The following is a 16462-nucleotide window of genomic DNA, read 5'->3' as shown; positions in this document are numbered from 1 at the left end:
GATTGATTAAAAAGTAAATAAAAAATGCCAGATCAAAAATTCTGGCATTTTCTGTTTATTACTATTTCAAATTATTACTTCACAATCAGTTTTTTAGAAACATTAAATTCATTAGAACTGATGGTAACAATATATACTCCTGAAGTTAAATGATGGTCAATTTTTGCAGATGCATTCAATTTGTTTACCAAAACCTTTCTTCCGTTTATATCCGTAACCGTTACTGTTGCTTGATTACCAGCTTTTAATTCCGGAAAAACAACATTAAACTCATTGTTGATCGAAGGATTTGGATAAAGACTAAACAGCGAATTATTCTCTACTGTTACTTCTGTTTCAATACCATTTATTCTTTTTGATGTCGAAGTACTTTGGAATTGCCATTGCGCACTTTCCCAGTTGTTTTGACCTCCGGCATATTGAGCAGAACCATTCAGGTTTTCGATATGAATCATACTTCCGGTTTGCCATCTGTTTTTAATTCTTACCCAAGTTCCATCAACATTTTCGCTTGACCATTGTGCACTATACCAACCCGAAGAACCAACATTACATTGCACTGCTCCTGTTAAGTTTTCGATATTCATCATATCTCCTGTACCAACATTTTTTAGAATATAATAAGTAGCATCAACCGCAACTTTTTCCCATTTGTAGTTATTATTTGCTACAGTTGGACCATATCCTACATTCGCTCCGGCATCATATAAATAATTACCAGTCCATTTATTTTTGATTGTAAAATAGTTTCCTGTTGCCGTGCTAACCGTAATTGCAGCAGTACTTGTTTTGCTTCCGTCTACAGTTGTTACTGTAATTGTTGCCGTTCCGTTAGAAACCGCTGTCACCAAACCAGAAGCATTAACCGTTGCTACGCCATTATTATTTGAGGCATAACTAACCGATTTATTCGTTGCATTTGAAGGTAAAACTGTTGGCGTTAATTGTTGCGTTGCTCCCACTGCTAATGATGCAGTTGTTGGACTTAAACTCACACTTGTTACCGCAATATTTGATGAATTTACAGTAATTACAGCCGTTGCAGTTTTTGCTCCGTCTTGAGTTGTAACTGTAATTGTTGCAGATCCAGAAGCAATTGCAGTAACTAATCCTGAACCATTTACCGTTGCTACACCTGTATTATTAGAACTATACGTTACCGTTTTGTTTGTAGCATTTGCCGGAGCTACAGTTGGTGTTAATTGTTGTGTAGCACCAACGCCTAAAGTTGCTGTAGTTGGTGAAATCGTTACTCCTGTTACTGCAACTGGCGTACTTGAACAATTACTTCCTGCTGTCCAGGAGAATGTACCAATCGCACTAATTTCTTCATTTGCTGCAGCATTTCCTCCTCTATTCGAATAATTCATGTTGCAATACGTTCCGTTTCCGGCAGGAGAACCCGCGATAAGTACAAAATATCCTCTTCCCCAGTTTCTGTTAAGCGCATTATTGTTTGGATATTCCTTACCCGTTCCGTTAACCGTAATGTCTTTGAAACTAAGATTATAAATACCGTCTCCAGATCTTTTGCTTATCGAAATTGCATCGTTTCTTGAATCCACAATATCGATATTATAAAGCTGAACATTTTTAACCTGACTTCCCGCATTTGTAGCGCTGAAAATATCTACCGCCGCTACAGGATTGTTGTAAGTATCATTAAAAGTTCCGCATGTTGATACCGTGATATCATGAATTTCGTGCATTCCGTCATTGTTAAATGGTGCTCCCGGAAAATTATTACTCACACGAATACCCGCTTCAAGATTGTCTTTTATAATTAAATTGTAAGCTTTGTTATTTTTTCCGCCATAAATAGCAAGCCCACAAGCACGCCAGCAGTTTTCTGAAGTATTGTATCTAAACGTATTATTGATACATTCCAGTCCATCGGCAGACCAAATCGCCTGATCGTCATCACCATTATTTCTGAAATTACAATGCTCTACAATTGCATTTGCAGTTCCTTTGCAAAGATTAATTCCATCAGCATAATTGTTTCTAAAACGACAGTGAGATAGCGTAAAACCATCAGCAATTGCAGGACCTCCGGTATTGTATTGTGCAATCCAGGCGCCACATTCAAAATGTTCTGCCCAAATATTTTTTACAATTGAAGAAGCTGTAAAAACTCCATTTATACCTTTATAAGAATTACTTCTCGATGCCGAATTTGTAGTTAAATAAAGATCCGTAAATGAAATTCCTGCTGCATTAGCACGCAATCCTCCGTTTAAGCTGCTCGTATTCGTAAAATTAATTTGAGTATACCACATTCCCGCGCCTATCAAAGAAGTATTGGCAACACCAAAATACAATTCGCGATTTACGCTATAAACACCAGTTGGAAGAAAAATCTTTTTTCCGCCGTTTGCATCAATAAACGTTTGAAGATCGCTTCCGTTTCCGGTATAAGTTACTGCACCAGACGGAGCTGTAAGAGCTGTTGCCACTGGTTCTATCTCAGCAAAATCTACATGAACATTCCCTGATTCGCGTACCAATTTTAAAGTTCCCGAAACCGCGATTTTACTCGGAAGTTTATAACGTACTTCGTCAAATCGCATTCTTGGATTTTGATTCGTGATTCCGTTATTATTAGGATTTCCGTTGCTCCACAAATATTCCCAAGACCAAGTTGAAGTCAAAGTTAGCGTGGTAATTTTTGTGTTCCCATTATACACGCCCAAAGTCGCCGTTTGTCCGTCAGGAACGCTGTAGCGAATTACAAGTCCATCTGCGGCTTCAGTAAGCGTCCATTGAACTGTTGCATTTGTCGCAGACATATTCACACATTGCTGATCCGTCGCTTCAGATTGAAGATCTGACTGAATGTATGATTTTGAAGTAGTTGCAGCGCCGTTAGACAATTGTCCAACGTTTGCTTCGTACCTTTTATACGCCGCATCATAATAACCTCGTTGCGCATACAAACCTGAGGTTAAGAGCACAAAAAAAATCCATATGATATGGAAATATTTCTCTCTTCTAAAAAAATTAAAATGTAATGGATTCTTCATAATTTTTCGGTTTTTTAAAATTAGTAAGTTAGTTCCTAAAAAAAGGGTACAACGAAACTAGATTTAAAAAAGAGCAAATAAAAAATATAGATTAAAAATCGAGGTTAATATATCGTTTTCGTTATATTAAAAATCTAATAATCAATACTTTAATATTTTACAATAAATAAAAAATCAAGAATTAATATAGATATGAAGTCTGTATTTTAAAGCTATAATGATAAGAATATGAGAAAAAATTAACATCATTTCTAGTAGATTCTCTTTTTCAAAACCAAATAATAAAAATCATATAGAATCCATCTATTTAATACTATAAAAAAACAACCCGAAGGTTGTTTTAGATTTATTTCTAATGTAGTTTACACTAATGAAGTACCGCCGTCAATAATTAATGTTTGCCCGGTTCCATATTCCTGCTCTAATAAATACAGGAATGTTTTAGCAATATCTTCCGCCTCACCTACTCGCTTAACAGGCAATGCATTTCCGATATTGGCATACATAGCTTCTCTGTCACTTTCTGACATACCGCCCCAAAGTTCTGTTTTTACAACTCCCGGCGAAACAATATTTACTCTTATTGGAGCTAATTCCATAGCCATTGCTCTTGTAAAACCTTCCATAGCAGCACAAATACTCGCGCCCAAAGCCCAACCTTTATTGGGTCTGTTACTTGCAATACCGCTGGTTAAAACAATTGAACCTTTAGGATTTATAAACTTTGCAGCATATTTTACAGCCGCAAAAGCGCCCCAATAACGAATATTAAAATAATTTCTGGCATTTTCCAAAGTAGTATCTTCAACATTTGAAAGAATAAGATTTTCTCCCGCAGTAAAGATTAAATGATCAAATGAACCAATTTTTTCGAAAAGATTTTTGACCTGAATTTCATTTGTTACATCAACCACATATCCGATACTTTCAGCGCCTATTTCTTGTAAAGCTTTATCTATACGCCCTTGATTACTCGAAACAATGATTACATTTCCTCCTTTTGAAACAATTGATTTTGCCGTAGCCAAACCAATTCCTGAGCTTCCGCCAATAATTACTACTTTTTTGCCTTTTAGATTTTCCATTTTTTACTTTTTTAATGTTCCTGACTATTTTTTAGTCGGACAAAAGTAGAAAGCGGGATAAACAAAGGATTTAACAATTGTTAAAAAGCAAATTTAGAGTGTATTTTTTTTAATTCGGCTTAAGGATTGTTTTGCAATTCCCAGATAAGAAGCAATGTCGGTTTGTGAAACTCTCGACGCAATGTTAGCTTGTCTCACAATAAATTTTTGATAACGTGAAGTTGCATCTTCACCAAGATAAAAATTACGTAATTCAACTTTATTAAGCAAAGACTGTTGAAATATATTGTCTAAAATGCTTTTGAAATAAGGCAATTCCTGATACAAAAGTTCTAATTTATTTTTCTTGAAAACAATTACTTCTGCGTCAAAAGCTGCCTGAATTCTATCTGTTGAAAACATATTTTCAGTAAAGCTTTTTAAAATCGTACAAAACTGATTTTCACTAAAAAAGAAATGGATAATTTCATTCCCTTTGTCATTAATACTTACTATTTTCAAAACACCTTTACAAACAAAAAAAATTTCGTTTGCAATTTTTCCTTCCTCAAGTAGAATATCACCTTCTTTTACAGTTCTATATTCTAAAATCTGTTCAATGCTGTTTTTATCTTCCGAAGGTATTTTTTGAAAAAGTTCTAAATAATTAAAAAGTGATTCAAACATATTATTATAATCTTTTCAGGGTTTTCTACTATTCATTTTCTCTATCAAAGATATAAGATTTACTGAAGCTTTAGAAAATTGCGTTCTAAAGTAGTTTTTGTACTCGCAATCTTTTATATTAAATTTGCACAGCCGTGACAAACAGCAAAATGTTGGAAAATATAAATAACGAGAGTCTGGATCAGGCAAAATAAAGTGGAAGTAGAAAATAAAGGAACGAGTTGGATCATTTGTGAAGAATGTCAGGGACGCGGCAAAAAAAGCCGTGGAATCACCAAAAAAGCAAAACTTCGCTATCAAAATGCGTTAGCCGAATTTGAAAGAACAAATGGCGAAACAAGCGCTCCAATTCCTCCAAAAGGACACCAACACATTTGCCCGAAATGTTCCGGCTCTGGATTAATTCCTTCCGAAAATCCTCCTGTTGCAGATACAGAAAACTACCCGCACGTTGCTATTATTGGCGGCGGAATTGGCGGAGTTGCTCTGGCTGTAGCTTGTTTACATCGAAAAATTCCTTTTACGATTTATGAACGTGATACTAGTTTTGACGCCAGATCTCAAGGTTACGGACTTACTTTGCAACAAGCGAGTAAAGCCATCGAAGGGTTAGGAATTTTTTCGCTAAAAGACCGCGTTATTTCAACAAGACATTTGGTACATACTATTGAAGGTAAAGTTATTGGAGAATGGGGAATTCGAAAATGGATTCAATCAGACGAGAAAACTTCTACAAAACGTTCTAATATGCATATCGCACGTCAATCGCTGCGTTTGGCTTTATTGGAACAACTTGGCGGAGATAATGCCGTAAAATGGGGACATCAATTAATTGATTATAAAAAATGTGAAGACGAAAGTATTGCGCTAAACTTTCAAGTCGATGGCGAAATAAAAAACATCAAAGCCGATCTTGTTGTTGGTGCAGATGGTATTCGAAGTTCGATCAGAAACTTGCTTATTGGCGAAGAATCTGCTCCTTTACGTTATCTGGATTGTATTGTAATTTTGGGTATTTGTCCATTAAATGCGCTTGAAAATTTTGATAATTCTTTATTAGATTCTGCTACGGTTTTTCAAACTGCAAATGGCAATGAACGAATTTATATTATGCCTTATAAATCGGATTCTGTAATGTGGCAACTTAGTTTTCCGATGCCTGAATACGAAGCTAAAGCGTTAAGTGCCAAAGGTCCAAAAGCACTTAAAGAAGAAGCATGTTTAAGAACACAATGGCACGATCCAATTCCGCAAATTTTACTGGCAACTGCCGAAGCTCAAATTTCAGGATATCCTGTTTATGATCGTGAATTACTTCAGCCTGAATTGTTGGAAAACGCAGGTTCAATAACTTTAATTGGCGATGCCGCACATCCTATGAGTCCGTTTAAAGGACAAGGTGCAAACCAAGCTTTACTCGATGCACTTATGCTCGCTCGCGGAATTTCAAAAGGTTGCAGACCTTCATCTGAATGGAGAAAACTCGGAATAAGAAAAAATGTCTTAACCGAATTTGAAGCCGAAATGTTGGAACGAAGCGCCACCAAAGTAAAAGATTCAGCCGACGCCGCTCAATTTCTACATTCTGATATTGTACTTCATGAAGGCGACGAACCTCGAGGTCGTTGTTTAAAGCGAAAAGACACTTAATATTTCGTCTTTATAACATTCAATTATAAGAAGCAAGATTTATTATTTAAGGATTTATTTTCTTAAATTTACTAAGCTTTTTATAATCAACTTAGATGGAAATGAATAATTTGGAATTAGTTTCCATTAAGGAAGTACTAATTAAAAAGGTCAATGGTTTCAGCAGTTCAACGGTATCGGATATTCTTTCTGTAGAAGAACCTTTGGAAATAAAAATCGAATACGGACCGGAAAATCAAAGGATACAAAAGAACGTTTCTGTAACGATGCGAACTCCCGGAAATGATGCGGAACTTGCCATAGGTTTTTTATTTACCGAAGGAATAATTTCGTCTTATCAAGTTGTAAAAAATGCTTTTCATTTACAAACCGGATGTAAATTCGAAAAGAAAAATAATATTCTTGTTGAACTTAAAGAAGATTTTATTCCGCATTTAATGCAAGCAGATCGTAATTTTTATACTTCTTCAAGTTGTGGAGTTTGCGGAAAAGGTTCGATTGAATCCATAAAAACCGTTAGTTCTTTTAGTCACAAAAACAGACCTCAATTAAATCTTTCGATAGATATTTTACATCAATTACCGCAAAAATTAAGATTAGCCCAAAGTGACTTTGCTTCCACTGGAGGAATTCACGCTTCCGGACTTTTTTCTATTGAAGGAAATCTTATGCTTTTGCAGGAAGATGTAGGACGTCACAATGCTTTGGATAAACTAATTGGCGCCGCTTTGGCATCAGATTTACTGCCTTTAAACCAACATATTTTACTCCTTAGCGGAAGAGCCAGTTTTGAGTTAATTCAAAAAGCGGCTATGGCTGGAATATCGATTGTCGCTGCAATTGGCGCTCCGTCAAGTCTTGCGGTAGAATTAGCCACAGAATTTAATATTACACTTTTGGGATTTCTGAAAGAAGATCGTTTTAATATCTATAATTCCAGTGATGACGTGATAATAGAAACTTCGCATCAATACTGAAAAACTTATTGAAGATCATCATCCCAAAAAAAGTAAAATAATCATTATTCAACACTTTTATTCCTGTGTTAATTAAATAGAAAAGCTATGAAAGAAGATCAACACGATAAAAATACTGACCCGCAAAAATTACCGGATCCTGAAAATCCATACAGACTTTTAGACCTGAAATTAACCAAAGTCGAAAACTGGGCTGCGGGAGTTCCTGCTGTCATATCTGCTTTTAGTGATCTTATCGAAGAAAAAACGCTTGTTAGAGGAACAAAAGCGCTGTTTAAGATGAATCAGGTTGGTGGTTTTGACTGTCCAAGTTGCGCGTGGCCTGATCCAGATGACGAGAGATCTCCGCTTGGCGAATACTGCGAAAACGGTGCTAAAGCGCTTGCCGAAGAAGCAACGACCAAAAAAATTACAGCTGAATTCTTTAAAGAAAACTCCGTTTACGATCTTGCCAAATTAGACGATTATCAGATTGGTAAAATGGGTCGATTGACAGAACCTATGTATCTGCCTAAAAATGCTACACATTATCAACCAATAAGTTGGGATGATGCTTTCAAAAAAATAGCAGAACATCTTAATGCTTTAGAATCTCCAAATGAAGCTGCTTTTTACACTTCGGGAAGAACAAGTAATGAAACGTCTTTTCTTTATCAGCTTTTTGCGAAAGAATACGGCACTAATAATATGCCCGATTGTTCGAATATGTGTCACGAAACCTCCGGATCTGCTTTAAGACCAACAATTGGTATTGGAAAAGGAACCGTAACATTAGACGATTTTTATGACACCGATGTTATCGTAATTATTGGACAAAATCCCGGAACCAACGCGCCAAGAATGTTGAGCGCTTTATCTAAAGGTAAAAAAAACGGAGCAAAAATTATTGCTATAAATCCGTTACCGGAAGCGGGATTAATGGGATTCCGAAATCCGCAGGAAATTAATGGTATTATTAGAAGCGGCGTTAAACTTGCCGATCTTTATTTGCCTGTAAAAATAAACGGCGATATGGCTTTGCTAAAAGCTCTTGAAATTATATTACTCGAACTCGAAAATAAAAATCCTGAGAAAGTCTTTGATTATGATTTCATCAAAGAGAAAACGACTGGATATGAAGACTTTATGAAACAGTTTGACGATTATAATCTTGATGATCTTGTCTCGCTTTCAGGCGTTTCGAAAGAAGCAATTTATGAAGCTGCTGAAATTATTGCTTTCAAAAAACGAATTATTGTTTGTTGGGGAATGGGACTTACGCAACAACCCAACGGCGTCGAAATGATTAGAGAAATTCTAAATATTTTATTGCTAAAAGGAAGTATTGGTAAACCCGGCGCAGGAGTTTGTCCCGTTCGTGGTCACAGTAATGTGCAAGGAAACAGAACGATGATGATTGACGAAAAACCAACGGACGAACAGCTTGATCGCCTTCAGGCGTTTTATGGTTTTAATCCTCCAAGAAGTCACGGTTATGATGTCGTTCGAGCTATTAAAGCAATGCAGGAAGAAAAAGTGAAATTATTATTTTGCATGGGCGGAAATTTTTTATCAGCTACGCCAGACACGACTTATACCGCGAGTGCTTTAAGAAAACTTAATTTAACGGTTAATGTTTCTACTAAACTCAATCGCAGTCATTTAATTCACGGGCAAGAAGCACTTATATTACCCACTCTTTCCCGAAGCGATATTGATATTGTAAATGGTGAAGCACAATTTATAACCACAGAAAATTCTATGGGCGTTGTACAGTCATCAAAAGGAATGCTCAAACCGGTTTCTGATACTCTTATTAATGAAACGCAGATTGTATGCAAAATGGCAATGGCAACTTTAGGAAGCAAATCTGTTATTGACTGGAAACGTTATCACGACAGTTATGACGCGGTAAGAGATGATATCGAAAAATGTATTCCGGGTTTTGAAGATTATAATAAACGTGTACGCGAAAAAGGCGGTTTCTATCTGCCAAATGCCGCACGACACGGACAATTTATTACGAAAAGATTTGGTGATCGAGCGCCTTTTACTTTAACTACAATACCAAACAATGAACTTTCGCCTGAGGAATATATGATGGCGACAACACGAACGCACGACCAATTCAACACTACAATCTATGGTTTGGACGACCGTTATCGTGGTATAAAAAACGAACGCAGAGTAATATTTATGAATCAAAAAGATATTGATCTGGCAGGATTTAAAGCTGGTGATAAAGTCGATTTATTCAATTATGATGACGATATCGAACGAATTGCGCCTTTGTTTATAATTGTTTCGTATCAAATACCAGAGAAAAATACGGTTACTTATTTTCCGGAAACAAATGTTCTGGTTTCGGTTAATAATGTTGTGAAGGATAGTAATATGCCAGCATCAAAGTATGTGAAGATTAAAATCAAAAAACACGATCCTAAAATTTATGATCGAATAGGTCGATTGTAATTTGCAAAGCTTAACCACAATCTTGTCATTTCGACGGAGGAGAAATCTTCACGAGAAGCTCGACAAAGATTGGATTCTCGTTGAGGAGTTACTTGCGAAGATTTCTCCTCCGTCGAAATGACAAAACCTTGGCGATTTTGATTGACGAGTTTCTTGTGTCATTTCTCCCTTTGGGAGAAACAACAAAAACTTTGCGACTTAGCGTCTTTGCGAGATTCATTCACGACGTGAGATTCATTCACAACAAAAACTTCTATTCCGCAGAATAATCATCTAATAAATCAAATGTTGGCACAAAAAATAACGTTCCGGTTTGTGCTGTACTAAAATCTAATATTCGATCATAATTTCCCGGAGGATTACCTAGAAACATGTTTTCTAACATCTTTTTTGTTGTGCTGAATTTGCTTGCGTAAGCAATAAAATAAGTTCCGACTTCTCCTTTTGAGGGATTTCCGAAAGGCATATTATCTCTAACAATTTTTAAATCCTCGCCATTTTCGTCTGTTATTGCGGTAAGTGCGCTATGCGAATTTGTAGGTTTTACGTCGTCAGCCATTTCGATATCATTCATTTTAGATCTTCCAATCACTTTTTCCTGATCTTCTGTGGATAGATTTTCCCAGTTTTTCATGTTGTGAAAATACTTCTGAACAAATAAATAACTTCCTCCTTTATATTCAGAATCTTCCTCTCCTACTACGCCAAAAAAATCTCTTTCTTCGCCTATCGGATTTTCGGTGCCGTCAACAAAACCAATGATTGAACGACCGTCCCAATATCTAAAACCATGAACTTCTTCAAGACATTCGGCTACAAATTCTAATACATTTGAAATTGCCATTGCCATATCAAAACAAATCGCCGCATTTTGAGCTCTTAAATGAAAATGAAGATCGCCAACTGTTGAAATTGCAGCATGTTTTGCGCCTACAATTGATTCAAAATTCACTAATTCTTTAGGCAAAGGCGTTGGTAATCCAAGCTTTATCCACGCATCGTGTCCAATTCCCATAACGCAACTTGTTCTTCCGTCTGGAATTCTAATTGTATAAGAATTGTTTAAATTACTTACCAATGCACAAATTTTCTCAAATGCAGGCTTTATATTGGCCTCATTTTTAAATTTCCAAACCATAAAAATGGTATTATTATTTGGATAGTCGGTTACGCTTTGCGAGTGATTCATACTTGGTTTTTATTGGTTATTTTCTATCAAATTTAAAAATAAAATTCTAAAGAAAAAGAGACTATTCACTAAATAGAAAGAGTCTTAAAAGTTTACATTATCATAAAACAAACTTCACTTAACAAGAGAATAAAAACGGATTAAATTTTGTAATTTTACTTTATTCAACTAGTTTTTAAACCTATAGAATAAAATGGAAACTAAAATCTTTCTCTGTTGGTTAATTCTATTTGGGGTTTCTTTTATAATTACTAAAATAGATTTCCAATTCAATACTTCAATTGTTTACTTCAAATACTTAAGAAGCTGGACTGTTAATGCCTTTTATGTTGTGAAAATTATGGGAATTTCTATGATTTCTGCCTGGCTATTTATCCAAATAATTCATCTGATATTTAAAGATCATTTCATGTTTTTTAGTGAAATTCTAAATCCCTAAAAAATGAAAAAAAGCGCTAAATATTTCCATTTAGCACTTTCTTTCTTCTTAATCAATTAAGTGTATTTATAAAAAACATTAAACACATAGAAACATAGATTTTATGTGTAAAAAAGGAGACATTAAAGAAATACATTTCTTTCACATAGCTAACTATGTGCATTCAAATAAGTGAAACGCCTTTTTTAAGTTTATCACGATGCTTCCGGACTATGTTTCTATGTGTTTAAAAATATTTAGTAATTTCAAAAATTAAAATAAAGCTCTTTAAGTTTTTTCTGAAACAACAAAAGTGTTAAAGTCACATTTTAAGAAATCGATTTCGCGATAAGAAGTATTGATAAAACTACAGACCAAAAGACCCCGAACTTTGATTATTTTGCCTGTTTAACAATTTTTTAATACTGTAAAGCAGGTCTTCAGCCAAATAAATTTAGGTTTGCTCCTACTACATTTCTATCTTTGCACCAAAAAAATAAGGCTCGTTTATGAGTTAAAGTTTTTTTGTTTCGGGTAAAATCTTTTTAGTTTTTACTGCGAAATAATCCTCTCACTGTCCTGATTAAAAATAACTATAAGAATGACTTTGATTAGAGAAAAACAAAACTTCTCTTTACTTCACAGTTTCTTTATCTGACTTTGAGAAATCACCTAAGCGAAATACTGCTCAGGGAATCAAAATAAAAAAAACACAATAGAGAAACAATAAATAAATGAATACACTTAACGCTTCCATTATTGCTATTGGGGGATATGTACCGGAAACGGTTTTAAGCAATACTGATTTAGAAAAAATGGTAGATACCTCAGATGAGTGGATTACTTCACGCACGGGTATAAAAGAAAGAAGAATACTTGACGATCCTGCTTTGGCAACTTCAGATATGGCTTCTTTTGCTGTTAAAGATTTAATTGAAAACTACGCAATAGATCCGCTTGATATTGATTGTCTTATTTTGGCAACCTCTACACCAGATCGTATTTTAACTCCTGCAGCCAGTTTGGTATGCGAAAAAGCGGGCTTGAAAAATGCCTGGGGATTTGACCTTAACTCTGCTTGCAGCGGTTTCTTGTACGCACTTTCTGTTGGTGCAAGTTTCGTTGAAAGCGGCAGATATAAAAATGTTATCGTTATTGGTGCTGACAAAATGAGTTCTATCGTTAATTATGAAGACAGAAATAGCTGTATTCTTTTTGGTGACGGAGCCGGAGCGGTACTTTTACAGCCAAATACTGAAGGACGAGGAATTCAACAAAACATTTTTAGAACTGACGGAACGGGAGCTGAATATCTTACGGTTCGTGCCGGAGGTTCTCTACTTTCTACTTCTGAAGAAACGATTCATAACAAACAGCATTTTGTACAACAAGAAGGTAGAACTGTGTTCAAACAAGCTGTAAAAAACATGAGTGGAACTTCTAAGGAATTAATGGAAAAAGCTTCTTTAACTCCTGAAATGGTTGACTGGGTTATTCCACATCAGGCAAACTTGAGAATTATTCAGGCTGTAAGTGAGGATATTGGTATTGGTATTGACAAGTTTAAAATAAACATTCAGAGATACGGAAATACTACAGCAGCAACGATTCCTTTATGCCTTTGGGATTTTAAAAACGATTTCAAAAAAGGTGATAATATCATCGTAACTGCTTTTGGTGCAGGATTCTCTTGGGGAAGTATGTACATAAAATGGTAATTTAAACTAAAGTCTAATTCCTAGGTTTTATCTTTTATAGAAAAACACTCAGTGCAAAATTTGTACTGAGTGTTTTTTTTATGGAGTAATCTCAAAACTATATTTACTTTTATTTTTTGCCGGCACTATCAAAATAACTTTATATTTGAAATAATTAAGCTGATAAAATCTAAGAAACTGAAATAATTTAGAATACAGAAATTCATGCTTTTTTATAATCGATTTGATGGAAAAAATAACAGTTTTAGCGCATAAAATATACGAATCATCGCCTTTATTGAAAGGTTTTCAAGATAGTTTAGAAAATGAACTTCATGATTTGTCTAATGCTGAAAAGATTGATCTCCTTGCCTATTGTTTCAAAAGCTATGATAAAGGATTTAATATTTCTTTAATTCTTTCTTGTCCAATTATATGGAAAAATTTCGATATAAAAGATTGGACAATATTGATGACAAAAATGTTTCCTCGTGAAGAGTTTAATAAACATTCTTTTAAGGAAATAAATTCCGGATCTTACTGTGATATTTTAGTTTTAAACGGAATTATTGGTGTTGATCCTTTTAAATATCTGTTCAATAATACTGAATTTAGTATTGAAGAAAAAAAACTGCTTTTTGATTTTTTCAAACATCGTGGAGAATATACTTTTTATATCAACGAAAGAGAACTTATAGAAGATATTGTACACTTTTATGATTTAGAAGTTTTTCAGGAAATTGTAATAATGAAGGAAAAACTACTTTTAGAAGGTTTAACTCCCGCCGTTAATTATGAGAAAATTATGGAGCAATATTCTTTTCTTGAAATTTTCTAAAAAAAAGCAATAAACAATTATAAATGAAACTAATAGAGCAATTTTATTGTATTCAAACGGAAAGATATGGCGATGGATCTGAAAAGATTGTCGAGGAAGGAATCGTTTCTGTCAAACAAGAATTAAAACGTCCGTTGATTAGTATTATTGGTAAAAGTGACGTTAGTGGAAACTCGCGTATTTTTAGCAAAAGGTTGATCGCAAATCCTTATATTAATGCAGATGAATCTTTTACTAAAGAGGAATTTCTTTTTCTTTCGGAAACCTATAAATTCGATATTGCCGAACATGATAGGTATGAAGGATATTTTACGAGTGTTTTAAAAATTCATCCGCTTTATAACAGTTCAGCAGATATAATTTTTATCGAAGAAGATGATAAAGAGTATTTAAGAATCGAATTTAATCGCTGGGAATTCGAATATCAACCAAGATCTGCTGGGGAAGATTCGCTTGGCGAAAATATTACGTATGTTTTAGGTTTTTGGGAAAATCCTTTATTAACGGATGAAATAATTGCAAAGCTAAAAAGGTAGATTTTCCTTATTTTTACTGGCATTATTGAGATTTTTTCAATTAAAAAACTGTCCGTAAAACTAAGATTGTCAATTCTTAAGATATAAATTTTATAATCATAAAATGCTTCTGATATAAATAAATGATACAAGTAAAACAAATTGAAAGTTTAAGTTTAATTAAAAATCTAAACAACAGAATACAATTGAAATATTTGGGTTGGGAAGAACCTCATAATGGTCTGGTAATTTTTTATTATGCTGTTTTGATTGATGATTTTAACCGAACGCAGGAACTATTTGGAGAAAAAAGGATTCAATGTTTTATAAATGAAAAGATTGAAGTTGAACATCCAACTAAAAGTTTTGCGTTTCTTGCAAGCCTTGGTTCTTTTTTAATAAACATTTCTACTTATCATAAAACAAATTTAGATACGTATCACAGAGTTGATAAATCTATGGTTATGGATTCGTTGGTTGGAAGTTTTTTTTATCCTGATTATCATTTAGCGATCAATAAAAGGAGTTTGGTTGTTACCGATTTGGAAACTTTAGAAAAGAAAAGAATAAAATTTACTGAAGATGTTGATATCGAATGGGCCTATTTTATTAATCCAACGCAAATTCAAATTATTCAGGCTTTTTCTAATCTTTGTTTTATTTATGATTTAAAAGAAGAAAAAATTATAGCCAAAAGAGATATTGTAAACAATAGTCTATATCCTAATATTTTCAGATGGATTTATAGAGGTCAAAAATACAATTCAAACAAAATAGAAATGGAATTGATTCAAAAAAATGAAGATGGTTTTGTTCCAAGTAAGTATTTCGAAATTATGTAAATAAAAAACATCTGACATAAATATTTATATGCCAGATGTAATTACAAATCAACGTACAATTAAACCTTTTATTTAATTTTTTTTTTGGTAAAGTATTTAAAGAAATCTCTCTCAACGATGAAAAATCAGAAAGATTTTGTCATTTCGACGAAGGAGAAATCTCCACGAGAAGCTCGACAAAGATTGGATTTTCGTTGCGGAGTTACTTGCTAAGATTTCTCCTTCGTCGAAATGACAATATTGTGTTTAAGCATTGGGTTGTTATTTAACCAGATATGCTACTTTATCTGCTTCGCAAAGTCTGAAATATCCGAAGGCAAAATTATTTGGATCGGTAGTATTTACTATATTTCCTCTGATATTTCCGGGAGGAATTGAAAATGGACTTCCGCCATATATTTCTAAAATTAGGTTCATATAATTATAGAAATTTTTAGAAATACCGCGATGTGTAATATTAATCGTTTTTCCCGGCTGTATTTTGTCATCGTCGTTTGTATATCGATTATTTATTGTATTTCCGTTATATAATTCATCGTCTGTAAGTGTATATTCCGGATACAAAAGGAAATCAGCTCTGTAATCTGTCAGGTAATAATTGGCCTGATCAACTGGATCTTTATAATAAAATACAATTTCGATCGACTCGTCTCCTACTGCATCTTTATGGATTTCCTGCTCTACTCTGTCAATTGGTGTTACAGATGTTAGTTTTTCGGTTGCTTTAAAACTTTGTCCTTCTGCGGTTACAGAAAGTGTATAATCCATGTTGAGAACTGGAACAAAATTGTTACATACATAAGATCCTGGTTCTGTTTCATTGAATGTAAAAACGTCTCCATTACTATTTTCAACTTTTACTTGCGCTCCGGAAACTTTTGGTGTTGTATTATTATAATATGGTGCGGTTTTACTGACTTTAATAACCTGTACATTTCCTGTGGTTCCTTTTTGCCAGATAATTTCTGCATCGACAACTAGTTTTGTTTCGCCGGTTTCTAAATCAAGTTTTACAACATCTTCACAAGATGAAAAAAACAACACCGAAAGAAGGCTTAAAAAAAACAGCGCTTTACTTTTAAAATTATACTTTCTAATCCTTTGCATATTT

12 protein-coding genes are annotated in these 16462 nt (G+C 34.1%); 7 read left to right on the top strand and 5 right to left on the bottom strand.

The window, feature by feature from the left end; genetic code table 11:
- Nucleotides 1–74: 74 nt before the first annotated feature.
- From WN975_RS04270 to WN975_RS04260, 3 genes are all read right to left on the bottom strand, one after another.
- On the bottom strand, nucleotides 75–3023 hold the full coding sequence (locus WN975_RS04270) for an Ig-like domain-containing protein (protein WP_337965379.1): 2949 nt from the start codon (nucleotides 3021–3023) through the stop codon (nucleotides 75–77).
- Nucleotides 3024–3385: 362 nt separating this feature from the next.
- A complete protein-coding gene (locus tag WN975_RS04265) occupies nucleotides 3386–4108 on the bottom strand; it encodes an SDR family oxidoreductase (RefSeq protein WP_337965378.1) in 723 nt (240 codons plus the stop codon).
- A 93-nt stretch (nucleotides 4109–4201) separates the two neighbouring features.
- The gene (locus WN975_RS04260) at nucleotides 4202–4774 is read right to left on the bottom strand and encodes a Crp/Fnr family transcriptional regulator (RefSeq protein WP_337965377.1); all 573 of its coding nucleotides are present in this window, start codon (nucleotides 4772–4774) and stop codon (nucleotides 4202–4204) included.
- Nucleotides 4775–4969: 195 nt separating this feature from the next.
- Here WN975_RS04260 and WN975_RS04255 point away from each other — a divergent pair, with 195 nt between their 5' ends.
- The 3 genes from WN975_RS04255 to WN975_RS04245 all read left to right on the top strand — a co-directional run bounded on the left by WN975_RS04255 (nucleotide 4970) and on the right by WN975_RS04245 (nucleotide 9852).
- Nucleotides 4970–6424, top strand: coding sequence for an NAD(P)/FAD-dependent oxidoreductase (locus tag WN975_RS04255; RefSeq protein ID WP_337965376.1), 1455 nt, complete (start codon nucleotides 4970–4972; stop codon nucleotides 6422–6424).
- A 95-nt stretch (nucleotides 6425–6519) separates the two neighbouring features.
- Nucleotides 6520–7401, top strand: coding sequence for a formate dehydrogenase accessory sulfurtransferase FdhD (gene fdhD / locus WN975_RS04250; RefSeq protein ID WP_337965375.1), 882 nt, complete (start codon nucleotides 6520–6522; stop codon nucleotides 7399–7401).
- Nucleotides 7402–7488: 87 nt separating this feature from the next.
- On the top strand, nucleotides 7489–9852 hold the full coding sequence (locus WN975_RS04245; RefSeq protein ID WP_337965374.1) for an FdhF/YdeP family oxidoreductase: 2364 nt from the start codon (nucleotides 7489–7491) through the stop codon (nucleotides 9850–9852).
- 253 nt (nucleotides 9853–10105) lie between these two features.
- Here WN975_RS04245 and WN975_RS04240 read toward each other — a convergent pair whose 3' ends face one another.
- Nucleotides 10106–11041: a Dyp-type peroxidase gene (locus tag WN975_RS04240; protein ID WP_337965373.1), complete on the bottom strand. Its 936-nt coding sequence runs from the start codon at nucleotides 11039–11041 to the stop codon at nucleotides 10106–10108.
- Between the two features lie 1152 nt (nucleotides 11042–12193).
- On the opposite strand from WN975_RS04240, the gene WN975_RS04235 reads away from it, so the two are divergent.
- From WN975_RS04235 to WN975_RS04220, 4 genes are all read left to right on the top strand, one after another.
- Nucleotides 12194–13177 (top strand): beta-ketoacyl-ACP synthase III, encoded by a 984-nt coding sequence (locus WN975_RS04235; RefSeq protein WP_337965372.1) that lies wholly within the window; start codon nucleotides 12194–12196, stop codon nucleotides 13175–13177.
- A gap of 226 nt (nucleotides 13178–13403) precedes the next feature.
- Complete coding sequence (locus tag WN975_RS04230; protein WP_337965371.1) at nucleotides 13404–13994, top strand: hypothetical protein; 591 nt, start codon at nucleotides 13404–13406, stop codon at nucleotides 13992–13994.
- 23 nt (nucleotides 13995–14017) lie between these two features.
- On the top strand, nucleotides 14018–14530 hold the full coding sequence (locus tag WN975_RS04225; RefSeq protein ID WP_337965370.1) for a hypothetical protein: 513 nt from the start codon (nucleotides 14018–14020) through the stop codon (nucleotides 14528–14530).
- Nucleotides 14531–14652: 122 nt separating this feature from the next.
- Nucleotides 14653–15351, top strand: a complete 699-nt coding sequence (locus tag WN975_RS04220) for a hypothetical protein (protein WP_337965369.1) — start codon at nucleotides 14653–14655, stop codon at nucleotides 15349–15351.
- Between the two features lie 261 nt (nucleotides 15352–15612).
- Here WN975_RS04220 and WN975_RS04215 read toward each other — a convergent pair whose 3' ends face one another.
- Nucleotides 15613–16458, bottom strand: a complete 846-nt coding sequence (locus WN975_RS04215) for a DUF4249 domain-containing protein (RefSeq protein WP_337965368.1) — start codon at nucleotides 16456–16458, stop codon at nucleotides 15613–15615.
- Between the last annotated feature and the right edge of the window lie 4 nt (nucleotides 16459–16462).

The organism is uncultured Flavobacterium sp., assembly GCF_951805225.1.
Classification (GTDB): domain Bacteria; phylum Bacteroidota; class Bacteroidia; order Flavobacteriales; family Flavobacteriaceae; genus Flavobacterium.
Note: the sequence above shows the minus strand (reverse complement) of the source record. Positions and strands in the feature narration are given on the sequence as shown.

Excerpts from the sequence above, each read along its gene's own strand:
- WN975_RS04220 (WP_337965369.1), top strand. The coding sequence starts at position 14,653 with ATGATACAAGTAAAACAAATTGAAAGTTTAAGTTTAATTAAAAATCTA.
- WN975_RS04225 (WP_337965370.1), top strand. The coding sequence starts at position 14,018 with ATGAAACTAATAGAGCAATTTTATTGTATTCAAACGGAAAGATATGGC.
- WN975_RS04245 (WP_337965374.1), top strand. The coding sequence starts at position 7,489 with ATGAAAGAAGATCAACACGATAAAAATACTGACCCGCAAAAATTACCG.
- WN975_RS04230 (WP_337965371.1), top strand. The coding sequence starts at position 13,404 with ATGGAAAAAATAACAGTTTTAGCGCATAAAATATACGAATCATCGCCT.
- WN975_RS04265 (WP_337965378.1), bottom strand. The coding sequence starts at position 4,108 with ATGGAAAATCTAAAAGGCAAAAAAGTAGTAATTATTGGCGGAAGCTCA.
- WN975_RS04270 (WP_337965379.1), bottom strand. The coding sequence starts at position 3,023 with ATGAAGAATCCATTACATTTTAATTTTTTTAGAAGAGAGAAATATTTC.
- fdhD (WP_337965375.1), top strand. The coding sequence starts at position 6,520 with ATGGAAATGAATAATTTGGAATTAGTTTCCATTAAGGAAGTACTAATT.
- WN975_RS04240 (WP_337965373.1), bottom strand. The coding sequence starts at position 11,041 with ATGAATCACTCGCAAAGCGTAACCGACTATCCAAATAATAATACCATT.
- WN975_RS04260 (WP_337965377.1), bottom strand. The coding sequence starts at position 4,774 with ATGTTTGAATCACTTTTTAATTATTTAGAACTTTTTCAAAAAATACCT.
- WN975_RS04215 (WP_337965368.1), bottom strand. The coding sequence starts at position 16,458 with ATGCAAAGGATTAGAAAGTATAATTTTAAAAGTAAAGCGCTGTTTTTT.
- WN975_RS04235 (WP_337965372.1), top strand. The coding sequence starts at position 12,194 with ATGAATACACTTAACGCTTCCATTATTGCTATTGGGGGATATGTACCG.